We start from the raw sequence: 16,304 nt of genomic DNA, 5'->3' as shown, positions 1-16,304 counted from the left end.
TCGCACAGCCGACCACCACGGGAGCCGTTAATCGTGACCTCCTCCTCGTCCGACGCCTCGCCCGAGGCCCTGGAACCAGTCTCGCAGGCGGTGTCGGACTCAGCAGGGCTGCCGGGTGAACCTGCCACCGTCACCGACGCACCTGTGATCCCGGAGAGCCTGCCGACGGGCTGGAAGCAGCGGGTCAGGGAGACGGTCCGCGACCGGCTGCCCGAGGGGAGCAAGCAGCGCGCGGTGGCGAAGGCCGCGCTGTCGACCTACCGCGAGGTGCTGCACACCGCCGGCACGATCCGGTCGCTGTGGGCCATCCCCGGCGTCGTCGAGCCGACCGCGCCCTCCTACCGCAGCTGGCTGCGCGAGCACGAGGCCACCCCGCAGGAGCGGGAGGCCCAGCGCGAGTACTCCCGTCGCGCCTCGCACCCGGTGTCGGTCCAGGTGATCATCCTGCCCGGCAAGGGTGCCGTCGGCGACACCCTCGCCTCGCTGGAGGAGCAGTCCTGGGAGCACTGGACCGCGGTGGCCTGCGACCCCGTCCTCCCGTCGTCGGTCGAGCCGGCGGTGACCGGACGGGTCGTGCAGGCGGGAGGCATCCCGGTCGAGTCCGCCAACACGCACGTGATCCACGGCGACGCTGACCTGGTCGTCCTGCTCCAGGCCGGTGACCGGCTCCGTCCCGACTGCCTCTACCAGGTGGCGATGGCGGCCCGGCGCGACCCGCTCGTGGACGTCATCACCTGGGACGACGACGTCCTGGACGGCGACCGGCCCACCGATCCGCGGTTCCGGCCGTCGTGGTCCCCCGAGCTCCTGCTCGGCGCTCCCTACGTCGGGCGGGCCTTCGCCATCCGCCGCGCCCGGTACCTGGCCGCAGGGGGTCTGCGGGTCGACGCCGGCGAGGCCGGCCACTGGGACCTCCTCCTCCGGGCGGACTGCGAGCCGGAGCGCGTGACCCGGGTGACCCGTGTCCTGAGCAGCGTCCCCGAGCGGGACCCGGTCCCGGACGACGACGCGGTGCGGATCGTCCAGCAGCACCTCGACCGGAAGGGCATCACCGCGCGGGCGGAGCCGGCGCCCGGTGGAACGGTGCGGCTGCGCTGGACCCCGGCGGAATGGCCGTCGGTCAGCATCATCATCCCGACGCGTCACAACCGGCCGATGCTGTCGACCTGCCTGCCGTCGCTCGAGGGCACGGACTACCCGGCCTTCGACGTGGTGATCGTCGACAACGGCGGGCAGACGCCGGAGAACGAGCAGTGGTACGCCGGACGCGGCCTCGACTACCCGGTCGAGGTCCTGTGGTGGCACGAGCAGCCGTTCAACTACAGCGCCGTCAACAACGCCGCGGTGCGGGCCTCCTCGGGGGAGGTGCTGGTCTTCCTCAACGACGACACCGAGGTCCTCGACCCGCAGTGGTTGAAGGAGCTCGTGGGCTGGGCCATGCAGCCGGAGATCGGGGTGTCGGGTCTCCAGCTCACCGGGCCGGACGGGAAGATCCAGCACGCCGGCGTGATCCTGGGCATGGGCGGGTTCGCCGACCACGTCTTCGAGGGCATGGCGCCCGGCAGCGACTCGATGTACGGGCCGACCGACTGGTATCGCAACGTGCTGGCCGTGACCGGGGCCTGCTGCGCCGTCCGCCGTGAGTTGTTCGAGCAGGTGGGCGGGTTCGACGAGCGGTTCATCCTGTGCGGCTCCGATGTGTCGCTGGGCCTGGACATGGTCCTGGACGGCCGCCGGAACATCTGCTCACCGTTCTCCGGCATCCGGCACCTGGAGTCGGCCACCCGCGGCACGACCGTGCCGACCCAGGACTTCTTCGCCAGCTACTGGCGCTACAACACCTGGCTGTTCGGCGGCGACCCGTACTGGAACCCCAGCCTCTCCCTCGGCAGCCGCACGCCCGCCCTCAAGGGCCGGCACGAACCCAGCCCGCAGCAGCGCCTGGCCGGTCCGCTCGGCCGCGACTTCACCGCGTTCCGGCAGCGCAACGACGCCGCGGAGTCGCGCATGCTCGCCGACATGTGCCGGGCACTGCCGGCCGACGTGGCAGCCATCGACGCGCTGCACCGGGAGAACGCCGAGCCCTTCGCTGTGCGCACGGTCAACTGGTTCATCCCGGACATCGACAGCCCGTTCTACGGCGGCATCAACTCGGCGCTCCGGATCGCGGACGAACTGGCGCGCAACCACGGCGTCGAGAACCGCTTCGTCGTGTGGGGCAGCCCTCCGGACCACTTCGTCCGGTCGGCGCTGGCGGCGGCGTTCCCGTCGCTGGCCGACTCGCAGATCGTCTTCTACGACGGGTCGCGGGAGAGCCTGTCCGACGTGCCCGAGGCCGACGTCGGGATCGCGACGCTCTGGGTCACCGCCTATGCGCTGGCGCACGCACCGAACATGAAGCGGAAGTTCTACCTGATCCAGGACTTCGAGCCGATGTTCTACCCGGCCAGCACGCTGTACGCCCTGGCGGAGGAGACCTACCGCCTGGGGCTGTACGGGCTCTGCAACACCCACAACCTGCAGAAGATCTACGCCGAGGACTACGACGGCAAGGGCATGGGGTTCATGCCGGCCGTCGACGGATCGGTCTTCCACGCCCGGTGGCGGCACGAGCGCACGCCGGGTTCGCCGGTGACCGTGTTCGTCTACGCCCGTCCCGGTCACTGGCGGAACTGCTGGGAGATGGCGTCCCTGGCGCTCGAAGAGCTCAAGCGTCGTCTCGGCGACGGTGTCCGCATCGTGACGGCCGGCGCCTGGGCCACCGGGCAGGGCGCGGACGAGGACATCAAGCCCCTCGGGTTGCTGGCCTACCGGGCGACCGGTGAGCTCTACCGGAACAGCGACGTGGGCCTGGCGCTCACCGTCTCCAAGCACCCGTCGTACCTGCCCCTGGAGCTGATGGCCTGCGGCGTTCCCGTCGTCGCGTTCGACAACCCCTGGGGGCACTGGATCCTCGAGCACGAGGAGAACTGCCTGCTCTCCAAGCGCACGGCGGACGACCTGGCCGACCAGCTGGAGCGTCTGTGCCGGGACAAGGCGCTGCGCGAACGGCTGTCCGCGCGAGGCCTCCAGGACATCGCCGAACGGCACGGGGACTGGGATCGCGCGCTGAGCGGGATCTACGACTACCTCTGCGACCCCGAAGGGAGGGGCGCCTGACCGCCCCGGGCGTCCTCTTCGTCACCGCGGAGCCGCTGGGCGTGCGGATGGCCGGACCGGCCATCCGCACGTTGGAGCTCGCTCGCACCCTCGCGGTGGAGCCGGTGATCGGTGCGGTCACCGTCGCGTCCCTGTCCGAGGTGGGCATCAGCGACCCGGCGGTACAGCTGACCGCCGCCCGCGATGGGGCGCACCTGCGCGAACTCGTCCGGTCGGTGGGGTCGGTCGTCGTCCAGGGAGACGTGCTCGGGCTGCACCCCTGGCTGGCCGAGTCAGAGGTTCCGCTGGTCGTCGATGCGTACGACCCGTTCCACCTCGAGCAGCTGGAACGCACCCGCGGGCTCGGTGAAGGAGCTCGCCGGGCGGTGGTCAGGGACTGCATCACGGCGCTGAACGTCCAGTTGTCCCGTGCCGACCTGGTGCTGTGCGCCTCGCGGCGCCAACGCGCCCTGTGGTTGGGGCACCTCGCCGCGCTCGGCCGGGTCAACCCGGTGACCTACGACCGGGCCCCGGATCTCTCGGACCTCGTGGCCGTCGTGCCGTTCGGCACCCCGCGGCGCCCCCCGGTGGACGGCGACCGGCAGGCCCTGGCCCGTGCGCACCCGTCGATCGCGCCCGGTGACGTGGTCGTCGTCTGGGGCGGCGGGATCTACGAGTGGCTGGACCCGGTCACCCTCGTGCGCGCGATGGCAGAGGTCGAGCACCGTGCCCCGCGGTTGCGTCTCCTCTTCCTCGGGACCCGCCATCCGGTCGCCGGCGTGGAGGGGAACGCAGGGGAGGCCCGCCGGGCCGCCGAGGAGGCGGGCGTGCTGGACCGGACCGTCGTCTTCCACGAAGGCTGGGTGCCCTACGAGGAACGCGATCGGTGGCTCCGCTCCGCCGACATCGCGGTGAGCACCCACTGGGACCACCTGGAGACCGAGTTCGCCTTCCGCACACGGGTGCTGGACTACCTGTGGTGCGGACTTCCCGTGATCACCACGGCCGGCGACGAACTGGCCGACGTGCTGTCGGGCCGCGGCGCCGGCATCGTCGTGCCGCCGGGGGACGTCGAGGCGCTGAGCGCCGCGCTCCTCGAACTGGCCGGATCGCCCGGTGCACGTTCATCGCTCGGGAACGCGGCGGGCGAGCTGTCCGCCGAGCTGGCCTGGGACCGGGTGGCGCGTCCGCTCGTGGCGTTCTGCTCCGCGCCGCGGCGGGCGCCTGACCTGGCGCTCGATGCGGTGGACCGGCTCCAGCTGGGTCTCCGGCCGGCGGGACCTCCGCGAGGCACGCTCCGCCGGCGGGTCGCCGCCGCCCTCCGCGAGGGCGGCGTCGCGCTGGTGGCCCGTCGGCTGCTCGCTCGCGTGCCCCGCCGCTGACCGCCGGGCAGGAGGCCGACGTCAGCCGTCGTCGCGGCGACGCAGCATCTTGAGCCTCGTGAGGGGTGAGCGGCGGGTCTCGTCGAGGGGGCGCGGTGCCGGCACCTGCGCACGGAGCTCCTCGATCTCGTCGTGGAGCTGCTTCACCTCGGCCTCGTGAGCGGTGCGCACCGCCTCGGTCTCCATGCGGGCCTCCTCGCGCTGGGCGATCGCGGCGTCCCGCCGCGCGGCCATCTCGGTGTAGTGCTGCGCCGACAGCCGCGGCAGGAGCAGGAACTCGGCGTGGCCCACCTGCTCGGCGAAGGGCGCGAAACGCCGCTTCTTCCGCATGACCACGATCGAGTCGTAGAACGCCATGCTCGCCACGTGGTCGGTCCAGACCGGCTCGACGGGGCCGGGGCGGTGGTAGCCGTTGATGTCGTCGATGCGGTCCTTGCACCACTCGATGAAGGTCCCCGGACGACCGACCCCACCCTGGTAGGCGTCCCAGTAGGAGGTGTGGCAGTCCTCGGTGAGGAGCACCCCGTCCTCGGCCAGCAGCGGGAACAGGGTCTCCGCGGTGACGATCTGCTGGCGCATCTCGTGCCCGCCGTCGTCGATCACGATGTCGAAGGGCCCGTACTTCTCCACCAGGGACCTGAGGAACTCGGGGTCGGTCTGATCGCCGATCTCCACGACGTGGTCGGGGGCGGCCACCTGCTGGGCGCGCTCGTCGATGTCGGCCCCGACCAGGACGGCATCCGGACCGAAGTACCAGCGCCACATGTCCAGCGATCCGCCGCGGTACACGCCGATCTCCAGGATGCGCACCGGCGTGCCCCGGAATCGCGCGAAGTGCTCCGAGTAGACGGGGAAGTAGTGGATCCACTTGTCGAGGATCCGGCCGGTCCGCTTGGTGGAGAAGTAGCCGAACAAGTCGTCCGAACGCAGCTCGGCGAGCCCGTCGCCGAGGTAGAAGGCGGCCCGGTAGCACTCGTTGGCGAGGTAGTCGATGTCCCCGGCCGCGCGGAGGGTGTCGCCGAGAGCGCGCGCCATGCCCGCCGAGGTGTCGGCGGAGTCCAGCGCCTGCCGGATGGACGTGCGCTCCTCGTCGGTCAGCCCGCCGCTGGAGGTGATGATGCGCTCGACGTCGTCGTGCGTCTTCTCGGCCAGGGCGAGCAGGAGCGACTTGAGGGTTTCTTCGGTGATCATCGGGGTTCCTCGCTCAGTGGGAGGTCAGCTCGTCGGCCGCCGGCAACGCAGCCTGGTGGGTCCAGCGTCCAGACATGCGGATGAGGCCCGGCTCGGTGACGGCGTCCTCCGCGCGCACCTTGAGGACGAAGGCCCGGTCGATGTAGTCGTACATGTGTCCCTTGTCGACGACCGCGGCGCTGACGAGGTACTCGCCCGGCTGCAAGGGCAACGAGTCGAGCGAGTAGTCGACCGTGCCTCGGCCGCGTGGCAGGGCGAAGGTGTCCGGGCCGTAACCGGAGTTCGGTCCGGCGGCCTGGACCCCGGACTCGTGCACGAAGGCGAGCCCGAAGGTGACCTCCGGGATCTCGGTGCCGGCGTCGTAGGAGATCCGCAGCGTGCAGGGGCGCCCGGTCGTGAGGAACTTGCGGTCCGCTCCGTGCTCGTCGAGGTACTGCACCCCGGTCACGCGGACTTCGCCGGAGCCGCGTCGCGGGGTCTTCCCCTCGAAGCCGTCGGGGTCCGCCGCTGACTCGACGAGCGCGTCGCTCTCGCCCTCGCTCTCCTTCTGGTCCGTGGCGGCCTCCTTGGCGTTCACCTCGGTGAGGTAGGAGTCCACCACCTCGCGGGCAGGGCCGACGTGGCGCAGGGTGCCGCCGTCGAGCCAGGCCGCCTCGTCGCAGAGGTCGGACACCAGCGCCAGTGAGTGGGTCACCAGCACGATGGTGACGCCCTTGCGGCGGAGCTGGTACAGGTGGTCGAAGCAGCGGCGCTGGAACGCCTCGTCCCCGACGGCGATGACCTCGTCGATGATGAGGATCTCGGGATCGAGGTTCACCGCGATGGCGAAGCCCAGCCGCACGTACATGCCCGAGCTGTAGACCTTGACGGGGGTGTCGATGAACTCCCCGAGGCCGCTGAACTCGATGATGTCGTCCATGGCGGCGTCGATCTGCCTGCGGGTCATCCCGAGGATGGACCCGTTCAGGTAGATGTTGTCGCGGCCGGACATCTCGGGGTGGAACCCGGCGCCGAGCTCAAGCATGGCCGAGACCCGGCCGGATGCGGTGATCGTGCCGCTCGAGGGGCGGTGGATGCCGGCGACCAGCTTGAGCAGCGTCGACTTGCCCGACCCGTTGTGCCCGATCAGGCCGAAGGTCTTGCCTCGGGGGATGTCCAGGGAGACGCCCTTGAGGGCCCAGAACTCCTCGTGGCGGGACTGACGGCGACGAGCGCTGAAGAGCTCCTTGACGTTCGTCTTCCGGTCGTTGTGGAGACGGAACTTCTTGGTCACGCCCCGCACCGCGATGGCCACGTCGGCGGCTTCGGCGCGGCCGGGTGCGGTGTCGTTGCCCAGTGGTGCGGTCACAGGTCCTCGCTCACGTCGGCGGCCTTTCGCTGGAAGAACCACCACCCCACGGTGAGCATGGCCAGGCTCAGCGTCGCCAGGTATGCGAGCCGGCCCCACCCGGGGAACTGCAGGTCCCAGAGCACATCGCGGAACGCCTCGATGAACGAGGTGATGGGGTTGTACTCGTAGATCCGCAGCCACGGGTGCTCGGCGTAGAGCTCGGTGACCAGGGTGATGGGGTAGATGATGGGAGAGGCGTAGAACAGCAGGCCCAGGAGCACGGTGACGATGTACGCCACGTCCCGGAACCGGGCGTTGAGGATCGCGAGCAGCATGCCGAGACCCAGGGCGAAGGCCCCCAGCATGAGGAGGAGGACGGGGACCATCAGGAACGTCCAGCTGATGTTCCAGACGAGGACGTAGACGAGGAACAGCAGCCCGAACTCGATCGCCGTCTGGTTGAGGACGGCGAGCGCCGAACCCATGACCGGCGCGAACGGCGGGAAGTAGATCTTCCGCAGGAGCGGCCCCGCACTCACCAGTGCTCCCATGCCGCTCGTCGTCACGGCGTGGAAGAAGTTCCACGCCGTGAGGGCGGTGAAGAGGTAGATCGGGAAGCTCTCGAGCGTCCCGTTCCCCGCGACCGGTGTGGGGAACCGGAGGATGAAACCGAAGACGATGCTGTACGTCGCCAGCGTGGCGAGCGGGTTGATCAGGGACCAGGCGGAGCCGAGCAGGCTTCCCTTGTACTTGCCTTTGACCTCGCGGTTGGCGAAATTGCCGATCAGCCCGCGGTACTGCCACACGTCCCGCACAGCCTGCGTCATGCTGCGGATTCCACCTGTCTTCTTCGCGTGCGCCGGTGCGCCGGCAACACGTTGATCACCGCCGATCGGGGTCTCCGAGGGCCCGGACCGGTGTCGTGCTCACTGCGTGCGGGACTCGCAACGCCGTCTGACACACGCTAACACCGGGCGGTGCAGGGCCCCTGCCTTCCGGCGGGTCGCGCCACGGCCGTCGCTCGGGACCCTTCCGTCACGCGGGGGGCGGTCGACGAGCGCCTGACGGGTGCCGGAGTGCCACCGCGCGCGGCAGGTACCGGAGCGCGTCCCGGGCGACGGACAGCCGCAGGGGGAGCCGCATGTTCCAGGGCAGCGCTCCGCTCCTGCTGCCGCGGTGCCGCAGCGCCAGGGAGGTCGTCGTCAGGAGGAACCGGACGTAGGCACGGAGGACCGTCGGCCACGGGGCCCGGCGCATGAGCATCCACAGCCGGTTCCGCTCGTTGTGGTACGCGAAGAGGCGGGAACTCTGGTCGGTGGTCGCGGAGTGGGCGTGCCGGACCACGGCCGTCGGCTGGTACCGGATGGCCCACCCCGCGTCGCGGAGGCGCCACGACAGCTCGGTGTCCTCGTAGTAGAGGAAGAACTCGGTCGCGAAGCCCCCGACGGAGCGGACCGCCTCCGTGCGGAGCAGCGCGGCTCCGCCGCTGAAGCCGAACACCTCCCCGGGGTCGGCGTGGTCCTGGGGCCGTTCGCCGTACCCGATGTCCGTGCCGTACCAGGTGTCGAGCAGCGTGACGCCTGCGTTGTTCACGGTGGGGGCTGCCCGGTCGGCGAGCAGGATGAGAGAGGTGACGGCGGCGCACCCCGGGTGCGCCCGGGCTGCGGTCATCAGCTCCTCCAGCCAGTGGTCGTCGGCCACCGCGTCGTTGTTGAGCAGGGCGACGAACGGGGTGTCGACGACGTCGATCCCGGCCTGCACCCCGCCGGCGAAGCCCAGGTTCTCCACGGTCCGGATCACCCGCACGTCGGGCCGCGCCGCGAGCAGTTCGGCGGTCCCGTCGGTGGACGCGTTGTCGACGACGAGGACGCGGTGGGGGAACGTCTGACGCCGCAACGAGTCCAGGCAAGGCGTGAGGAGGTGTGCCCCCTGCCAGGTCACCACCACGACGGTCACGTCATCGTGGCCGCCGGCCGGAGGGTTCGGCGTGGTCCTCATGGTCGGCACGGTAGGCGTGCCGCTGCCCGTAGGCTGAGACGGGTGCGGGTCGCCGTCGTGCTGGAGCAGGTGCTGTCCCGGGTGCCCGGCGGGACGGGGCGCTACGCCGGTGAAGTCGCCGAGGCCCTGGCGCGCCGGGCGTCCCCGGGCGACTCCGTGACCGCGTGGACCGCGTGGCACCGCGATGCCGGGGCGGCTCGGCGGCCCGGAGTGCGCGGCCCGCGGAGGCTGGCCTTGCCCGCACGGCCGCTGACCGTCGCGTGGCAAGTGGGTGCTCCACCGCGTCCGCGGGGCGCCGACGTCGTCCACGCACCGACACTGCTGGCTCCTCCGCGCCGGCGCGGGGCCCCGCTCGTGGTGACCGTGCACGACGCGGTGCCGTGGACGCACCCCGGGACGCTCACTCCCCGAGGGGTGCGCTGGCACCGCGCGATGGCGCAGCGGGTCGGCCGTGAGGCGGACGCCATCGTGGTGCCCACCGAGGCGGTGGCCCGCGAGTTGCGCGACCACGTCGATCTGCGGGCGCCCGTGGTGGTTGCGGGAGCCGGGGTGAGTGACCGGTTGCGCGCACCCGCCGATGCCGCCGATCGCCTGACGAGGCTCGGGCTGACCGGTGGCCACCTGGTCACGGTCGCGACCCTGGAGCCCCGGAAAGGCCTCGACGTGCTGCTCACGGCGCTCGCCGCGGCGGGTGGCGAACTCCCGCCGCTCGCGGTCGTGGGTCATCCGGGATGGGGTGGGATCGATCCCTCCGCCATGGCGACGGACCTCGGCCTGCCGGACGGCAGCGTGCGCCTGCTGGGCGGCGTGTCCGACGCAGACCTGGCCGCCGTCCTCTCGGGCGCCGTGCTCGCCGTCGTCCCCAGCCGGGCGGAGGGTTTCGGGCTCCCGGTCGTGGAAGCCATGGCCGCAGGGGTGCCCGTCGTGACCTCGGACGCCCCCGCCCTCGTCGAGGTCGGCGGCGGAGCCACCCGGGTGGTGCCCGCCGGGGACGGCAAGGCCCTCGCGGGGGCGCTGGAGGAGCTGATCGCCGATCCCGGGGAGCGGGCTGCGCTGCGTGCCGCAGGGCTCGCGCGTGCCGCCGACTTCACCTGGGACGCGGTGGCCGACCGGCTGTGGTCGCTGTACGCCCGCCTGTGACGCTGGCGCGGGGGGACCGGCGGGCAGCCCGCGGCACGTGTGCGTCCACGGCAGCTACGCCGACGGCAGGTTTCCCCATCGTCCGCCCGCCTGCACCACGGTCGGCCGACCTCGTCGACCGTGGTGCAGCTCAGTCGGTCAGCACGCGGAGCAGGTAGCTCCCGTAGCCGCTCTTGACGAGGGGTTCGGCCAGCGCGCGGAGCTGGGTGTCGTCGATGTACCCCCGACGCCAGGCGATCTCCTCGATGCAGCCGATCTTCCAGCCCTGCCGGTCCTCGACGACCTGGACGAACTCGGCGGCCTGCATCATCGAGACGTGCGTGCCGGTGTCCAGCCACGCCGTCCCGCGGGGGAGGACCGTCACGGTCAGCTGGCCGCGGCGCAGGTACTCGTCGTTCACCGCGGTGATCTCCAGCTCGCCGCGGGAGCTCGGCTGGATCTTGGCCGCGATGTCGACGACCTGGTTGTCGTAGAAGTAGAGGCCGGGGACGGCGTAGGAGCTCTTCGGCGCGGCGGGCTTCTCCTCGATGGAGATGACCCGGCCGGCCTCGTCGAACTCGACGACGCCGTAGTCGCTGGGGTTGGCCACGTGGTAGGCGAAGACGTGCCCGCCCTGCGGGTCGGTGTTCGCGCGCAGGCTCTGGCCCAGGCCGGTGCCGTAGAAGATGTTGTCGCCCAGCACGAGGGCGACCGGCTGGTCGCCGATGAAGTCCGCCCCGATCACGAACGCCTGCGCGAGGCCCTCCGGCCGCGGCTGCACGGCGTAGGACAGCTCGATCCCGATGTCGGTCCCGTCGCCGAGCAGCCGCTCGAACGAGGGCCGGTCCTCCGGGGTGGTGATGATGAGGATCTCCCGGATACCCGCATTCATCAGCAGGGACAGCGGGTAGTAGATCATCGGCTTGTCGTAGATCGGCATCAGCTGCTTGCTGATGCCCTTGGTGATCGGATAGAGCCGCGTGCCGCTGCCGCCGGCCAGAATGATCCCTCGCACCGCGCAAGGATAACTGTGCCCAATCCGCGCGCCTTTTTCGGCGGTAGTTCCCGGGCGGGCGCGCCGGTCGGTCCGGGCGTCCGCCGCTGCCGTTACGTACCGTGGGCGAGCAGGCGGCCGAACGGAGTGGTGATCATGCGCAGCGCCGATGTGCGGGTGCTGATGGACGCCACCGCGGTCCCCGAGAACCGCGGGGGCGTGGGGCGCTACGTGGACCAGCTGATCAGGGGTCTGGGGGACGCCGGCGCCGACCTGGTGGTCGTCTGCCAGCACCGGGACCTGGAGCACTACGGCAAGCTGGCCCCGTGCGCCGACGTGGTGGCCGCCCCTCGGGGTGTCGCCCGGCGCCCGGCGCGGATGCTGTGGGAGCAGACCGGGCTACCCCGGCTGGCCGAGCGGGTGGGCGCCGACGTCGTCCACTGCCCGCACTACACGATGCCGCTGCGCAGCGGTGTGCCCGTGGTGACGACCCTGCACGACGCCACCTTCTTCACGCACCCCGACGTCCACCTGTCGGTCAAGCGGGCCTTCTTCCGCACCTGGACCAGGGCGTCGCTGCGCCTGGCCGCCCGGTGCGTGGTGCCCTCGCAGGCCACGCTGGACGAGCTCGCGCGGGTCACGGGGGCCGTGCACGGCCAGGTCGACGTCGCGCACCACGGCGTCGACCCCTCGACCTTCCACGTCCCGGACGAGGACGGCGTGCGCGCCGCGCGGGAGCACCTCGGACTCCGCGCGTCTCGGTACGTGGCATTCCTGGGCACCATCGAGCCGCGGAAGAACGTGCCCGCCCTGGTCGAGGGCTGGCGCGCCGCGGTCAGCGACCTCCCGGAGCCGCCGGCGCTCGTGATCGCCGGTGGGCGTGGCTGGGATTCCCGCATCGACGACGCGCTGGCGGAGGTGCCGGGGGAGCTGGAGGTCCACATGCCCGGCTACCTCCCGCTCGATCTGCTCTCCGGGTTCCTGGGCGGGGCCGACGTCGTGGCCTACCCGAGCCTCGCCGAGGGCTTCGGGCTCCCCGTGCTGGAGGCGATGGCCTGCGGGGCGGCGGTGCTCACCACCACGTCGCTGGCCCTCCCGGAGGTGGGTGGTGACGCCGTCGCGTACACCGAGCCCACCGCCGAGGGGATCGCCGCCGCGCTGGGCGAGCTGCTGCACCGGCCGCAGCGGCGCGCCGAGCTGTCCGCCGCGGCGATCACCCGCGCGGGCACCTTCACCTGGGCCGCCTGTACCGAACGGCACCTCCGCACGTACTCTCTCGCTGCATCAGCCTGACCGGCGAGCTCCGGTGGGCTCCGTTCGTCGGACGTGGAGGGGAGAGCGGCGCGTGTGGGAGCTCCTCTCGTCGACGCACCGCGCCCGGTGACCGCGCCGAGCATCTCGCTGGGGAGGGCGTTCGGGGACCTCCGGGCCGGCTGGCAGCAGCGCACCCTGTGGGGCCACCTGGGCTGGCAGGACATCCGGCAGCGCTACCGCCGGTCGGTCCTCGGGCCGGTCTGGATCTCGATCAGCATGGCCGTCACGGCCGTGGCGCTGGGCATCCTGTACGCGGGACTGTTCGGCAACCCCCTCGAGCAGCAGTTGCCCTACATCCTGGTCGGCTTCATCGTCTGGGGCTTCATCAGCGGCTGCATCATCGAGGGTGCCGACGTCTTCATCAGCAACGTCGGCCTCATCCACCACCTGCCCGCGCCGCTGAGCGTGCACGTCTACCGGCTCGTGTGGCGGCAGTCCCTGTTCCTCGCGCACAACCTCGTGGTCTACGCGATCATGCTCCTGGTGTTCCCCCAGCCCCTCGACTGGAGCAGCCTCCTGGCGTTGCCGGCCTTCCTCCTCCTCGCCGTGAACGGGGTCTGGGTCGCGCTGTTCTTCGGGATCGCCAGCACCCGCTTCCGCGACCTCACGCCGGTGGTGCAGAGCGTGGTGCAACTGGCGTTCTTCCTCACCCCGATCGTGTGGATCTACGAGGACTTCCTGAACAGCCCCAACCCGACGATCGCCGAACGGGCACGGCTGGTGGAGCTGAACCCGCTCATGCACTTCGTCGAGATCGTCCGGAGGCCGATGCTGGGGCAGGAGCAGGTGTGGCACCACTGGCTGGTGGTCGCGGGCATCACCGTCCTCGGCTGGCTGCTGACCCTCCTCGTCCTGCGGCGGTACCGGGCGCGGGTCGCCTACTGGGTATGAGGGCGCTGCGATGACGACGACGTCCACGAACACGGATGTGGGCATCTCCCTGACCGGAGCCTGCGTCGACTTCCCCGTCTTCGACGGGAAGAGCCGGTCGCTGAAGAAGACCGTGCTCGGCCTGGTCGGCGGCAACATCGACAGCGCGCGGAAGGTGCCGATCGTCGAGGCCCTGCGGGACGTGACCCTGGAGCTGGGCCACGGAGCGCGGGTCGGACTCGTCGGGCACAACGGCGCGGGGAAGTCGACCCTGCTCCGCCTGCTCTCCGGCATCTACGAACCCACACGGGGAACCGCCGAGATCCGGGGCCGAGTCGCGCCCGTCTTCGACCTGGGCGTCGGCATGGACCCGGAGATCTCCGGCTACGAGAACATCCTCATCCGGGGCCTCTTCCTGGGCATGACGCGCCGGCAGATGCAGGGCCGGATCGACGACATCGCCGAGTTCACCGAGCTGGGCGACTTCCTCTCGCTCCCGCTCCGCACGTACTCGACCGGCATGCGCATCCGCCTGGCGCTCGGGGTGGTGACCAGCATCGATCCGGAGATCCTGCTGCTGGACGAGGGGATCGGCGCCGTGGACGCCGCCTTCCTGGAGCGTGCGAAGGAACGGCTCGCGGACCTCGTCGAGCGGGCCGGGCTGCTGGTGTTCGCCTCGCACTCGGAGGACTTCCTGCGCCAGCTGTGCGACTCGGCGCTCTGGCTCGAGCACGGCCAGGTGCGGGCGCAGGGCCCCCTCGACGAGGTCCTGGGGCTCTACCACGGTGGCTCCTCGTGAGCCTGCCCGGTGGCCCGGGGGAGCTCGTGGTGGCCGTCGTCTGCACCAAGGACCGTCCCGCGACCCTGGCGAGGAGCCTGGACGCCCTCTGCCGGCAGTCCCGCCCGGTCGACCACGTCGTGGTGGTCGACAACGGCAACGACATCGAGACCGAGCGGGTGGTGGACTCGATCGGGGTGCCGACGACCTATCTCCCCTCCCGGCGGAACCTCGGCGGGGCGGGTGGCTTCGCCCTCGGCATGCTGTACGCCCTGTCGCTCGGGGCTGACTGGGTCTGGTGCGCCGACGACGACGGCCGGCCGGCCGACGACGAGGTCCTCGCCACCCTCCTGGGGCAGGCGCAGGCCCTGGACCTGGACGAGATCTCCCCGATGGTCCTGGACATGGACCACCCCGAGCGGTTGGCCTTCCCGCTCCGTCGCGGGCTCCGCTGGCGGCACTGGCACGAGGACTTCCGCGGGATCCACCTGCTGGACGGTTACGCCTCGCTGTTCAACGGTGCGCTGTTCCGGGCCCGCGCCCTCGAGGTGATCGGGGTGCCCGACTACCGGATGTTCTTCCGCGGCGACGAGACCGAGATGCACCGGCGGCTCATGCGCTCCGGCCTGCGGTTCGGCACCACGACGGGGACGGCGTACCTGCATCCCAGCGGGTCGCGGGAGTTCAAGCCGATCCTGCGGGGAGCGCTGTCCGCCCAGTACCCCGACGACGAGGTGAAGCGCTTCTTCACGTACCGCAACCGCGGCTACCTGATGGCTCAGCCCGGCATGAGGTGGCTGTGGCCGCTGGAGATGATCCGGTTCAGCTGGTTCTTCCTGGTGTCCCGGCGCGACCCGGCCGGGTTCCGCGACTGGCTGAGGCTGACCCGTGCCGGCCGGCGGGAGCGGTTCGTCCGCCGCTGAACGGCCCGGCGCGGCGGGCGCCGCCCTCCGTCAGTCCTCCAGGCGGCCGTCGAGCGAGGCGCCCTGGTCGAAGAACGGCCGGATCCGGTTGTCGAACATGGTCAGCGCCGACCCGATCGCCATGTGCATGTCCAGGTACTTGTAGGTGCCGAGCCGGCCACCGAACAGCACCCGCTTCTCCGCCGCCTCCTTGGCGGCCAGCTCCCGGTACCGCTCGAGCTTGGCGCGGTCCTCGGGCGTGTTGATGGGGTAGTACGGCTCGTCGCCGGTCTCGGCGAACCGTGAGAACTCCCGCACCACGACGGTCCTGTCGGTCGGGTAGTCGCGCTCGGGGTGGAAGTGCCGGAACTCGTGGATCCGGGTCCAGGGCACGTCCTCGTCCGCGTAGTTCATGACCGAGGTGCCCTGGAAGTCCCCGGTGGGCAGGACCTCGGTCTCGAAGTCCAGCGTCCGCCAGCCCAGCTCCCCGGCCTCGTAGCCGAAGTACTTGTCGATCGGGCCGGTGAACACCGTGGGGACGTCGGCGGGGAGCTCGTCGCGGACGTCGAACCAGTCCGTGTCCAGCCGCACCTCGATGTTCGGGTGGTCGGCCATCCGCTGCAGCCAGGCCGTGTAGCCGTCCTTCGGCAGACCCTCGTAGGTGTCGTTGAAGTAGCGGTTGTCGAACGTGTACCGCACCGGCAGGCGCGCGATGACGGCGGCGGGCAGCTCGGTGGGATCGGTCTGCCACTGCTTCTTCGTGTAGCCGCGGATGAACGCCTCGTAGAGCGGCCGGCCGATCAGGGAGATGGCCTTCTCCTCAAGGTTCGCCGCCTCTGCGGTGTCGAACTCTCCGGCCTGCTCGGCGACGAGGGCGCGGGCCTCGTCGGGGGAGAAGCTCCTGCCGAAGTACTGGCAGATCGTGGCCAGGTTCATCGGCAGCGAGTAGGTCTGCCCCTGGTAGATCGAGTAGACCTTGTGCTGGTAGTTCGTGAACTCGGTGAACTGGTTGACGTACTGCCAGACCCGCTCGTTCGACGTGTGGAACAGGTGGGCGCCGTACACGTGCACCTCGATGCCCGTCTCGGGCTCGGGTGCGGAGTAGGCGTTGCCCCCGATGTGGGACCGGCGGTCGATGACCAGCACGCGCTTGCCGAGCTGGCTCGCGGCCCGTTCGGCGACGGTCAAACCGAAGAAGCCGGATCCGACGACGACGAGGTCAGGGGCGTCCGTGCTCATGCCGCCCGACACTACCGGTGGGGGTCCGGTCCGACCGGGCGAGCGCCGA

At 71.1% G+C, this 16,304-nt stretch carries 13 protein-coding genes; 7 read left to right on the top strand and 6 right to left on the bottom strand.

Going from position 1 to position 16,304, the window contains the following annotated elements; genetic code table 11:
- The first annotated feature begins 144 nt into the window (after window positions 1–144).
- Together ACI79P_RS08830 and ACI79P_RS08825 are read left to right on the top strand one after the other, a co-directional pair.
- Window positions 145–3,159, top strand: a complete 3,015-nt coding sequence (locus tag ACI79P_RS08830; RefSeq protein ID WP_456580664.1) for a rhamnosyltransferase WsaF family glycosyltransferase — start codon at window positions 145–147, stop codon at window positions 3,157–3,159.
- A 47-nt stretch (window positions 3,160–3,206) separates the two neighbouring features.
- Window positions 3,207–4,520 carry a glycosyltransferase gene (locus tag ACI79P_RS08825; RefSeq protein ID WP_456580663.1) on the top strand — a complete coding sequence of 438 codons (1,314 nt, stop codon included), beginning with the start codon at window positions 3,207–3,209 and terminating at the stop codon, window positions 4,518–4,520.
- A 21-nt stretch (window positions 4,521–4,541) separates the two neighbouring features.
- On the opposite strand, the gene ACI79P_RS08820 is transcribed toward ACI79P_RS08825, so the two are convergent.
- The 4 genes from ACI79P_RS08820 to ACI79P_RS08805 all read right to left on the bottom strand — a co-directional run bounded on the left by ACI79P_RS08820 (window position 4,542) and on the right by ACI79P_RS08805 (window position 9,039).
- Window positions 4,542–5,711 (bottom strand): class I SAM-dependent methyltransferase, encoded by a 1,170-nt coding sequence (locus tag ACI79P_RS08820; RefSeq protein ID WP_456580662.1) that lies wholly within the window; start codon window positions 5,709–5,711, stop codon window positions 4,542–4,544.
- 13 nt (window positions 5,712–5,724) lie between these two features.
- Entirely contained in the window at window positions 5,725–7,059 is a 1,335-nt protein-coding gene (locus tag ACI79P_RS08815; protein ID WP_456580661.1) for an ABC transporter ATP-binding protein, read from the bottom strand.
- On the bottom strand, window positions 7,056–7,868 hold the full coding sequence (locus ACI79P_RS08810) for an ABC transporter permease (RefSeq protein WP_456580660.1): 813 nt from the start codon (window positions 7,866–7,868) through the stop codon (window positions 7,056–7,058). The genes ACI79P_RS08815 and ACI79P_RS08810 overlap by 4 nt, the downstream gene beginning before the upstream one ends.
- Before the next feature lie 208 nt (window positions 7,869–8,076).
- Window positions 8,077–9,039: a glycosyltransferase family 2 protein gene (locus ACI79P_RS08805; protein ID WP_456580659.1), complete on the bottom strand. Its 963-nt coding sequence runs from the start codon at window positions 9,037–9,039 to the stop codon at window positions 8,077–8,079.
- A gap of 42 nt (window positions 9,040–9,081) precedes the next feature.
- On the opposite strand from ACI79P_RS08805, the gene ACI79P_RS08800 reads away from it, so the two are divergent.
- On the top strand, window positions 9,082–10,179 hold the full coding sequence (locus ACI79P_RS08800) for a glycosyltransferase family 4 protein (protein WP_456580658.1): 1,098 nt from the start codon (window positions 9,082–9,084) through the stop codon (window positions 10,177–10,179).
- A 130-nt stretch (window positions 10,180–10,309) separates the two neighbouring features.
- Here the strand turns inward: ACI79P_RS08800 and rfbA are convergent, their stop codons facing one another.
- Window positions 10,310–11,173, bottom strand: coding sequence for a glucose-1-phosphate thymidylyltransferase RfbA (rfbA, locus tag ACI79P_RS08795; RefSeq protein WP_456580657.1), 864 nt, complete (start codon window positions 11,171–11,173; stop codon window positions 10,310–10,312).
- A gap of 135 nt (window positions 11,174–11,308) precedes the next feature.
- Between rfbA and ACI79P_RS08790 the strand changes: the two genes are divergently transcribed.
- The 4 genes from ACI79P_RS08790 (at window position 11,309) to glfT1 (ending at window position 15,037) form a co-directional block, all read left to right on the top strand.
- Entirely contained in the window at window positions 11,309–12,445 is a 1,137-nt protein-coding gene (locus ACI79P_RS08790) for a glycosyltransferase family 4 protein (protein ID WP_456580656.1), read from the top strand.
- Window positions 12,446–12,532: 87 nt separating this feature from the next.
- Entirely contained in the window at window positions 12,533–13,357 is an 825-nt protein-coding gene (gene wzm / locus ACI79P_RS08785; RefSeq protein WP_456580655.1) for a galactan export ABC transporter permease subunit Wzm/RfbD, read from the top strand.
- Between the two features lie 10 nt (window positions 13,358–13,367).
- Entirely contained in the window at window positions 13,368–14,135 is a 768-nt protein-coding gene (gene wzt, locus ACI79P_RS08780) for a galactan export ABC transporter ATP-binding subunit Wzt/RfbE (protein ID WP_456580654.1), read from the top strand.
- Complete coding sequence (glfT1, locus tag ACI79P_RS08775; RefSeq protein ID WP_456580653.1) at window positions 14,132–15,037, top strand: galactofuranosyltransferase GlfT1; 906 nt, start codon at window positions 14,132–14,134, stop codon at window positions 15,035–15,037. Before wzt ends, glfT1 begins: the two co-directional genes overlap by 4 nt.
- 30 nt (window positions 15,038–15,067) lie before the next feature.
- On the opposite strand, the gene glf is transcribed toward glfT1, so the two are convergent.
- Window positions 15,068–16,255 (bottom strand): UDP-galactopyranose mutase, encoded by a 1,188-nt coding sequence (gene glf / locus ACI79P_RS08770; RefSeq protein ID WP_456580652.1) that lies wholly within the window; start codon window positions 16,253–16,255, stop codon window positions 15,068–15,070.
- Between the last annotated feature and the right edge of the window lie 49 nt (window positions 16,256–16,304).

Source organism: Blastococcus sp. SYSU DS0510, from assembly GCF_054050835.1.
The sequence above is the reverse complement of the archived record's forward strand: the minus strand, read 5'-3'. Positions and strand labels throughout refer to the sequence as shown.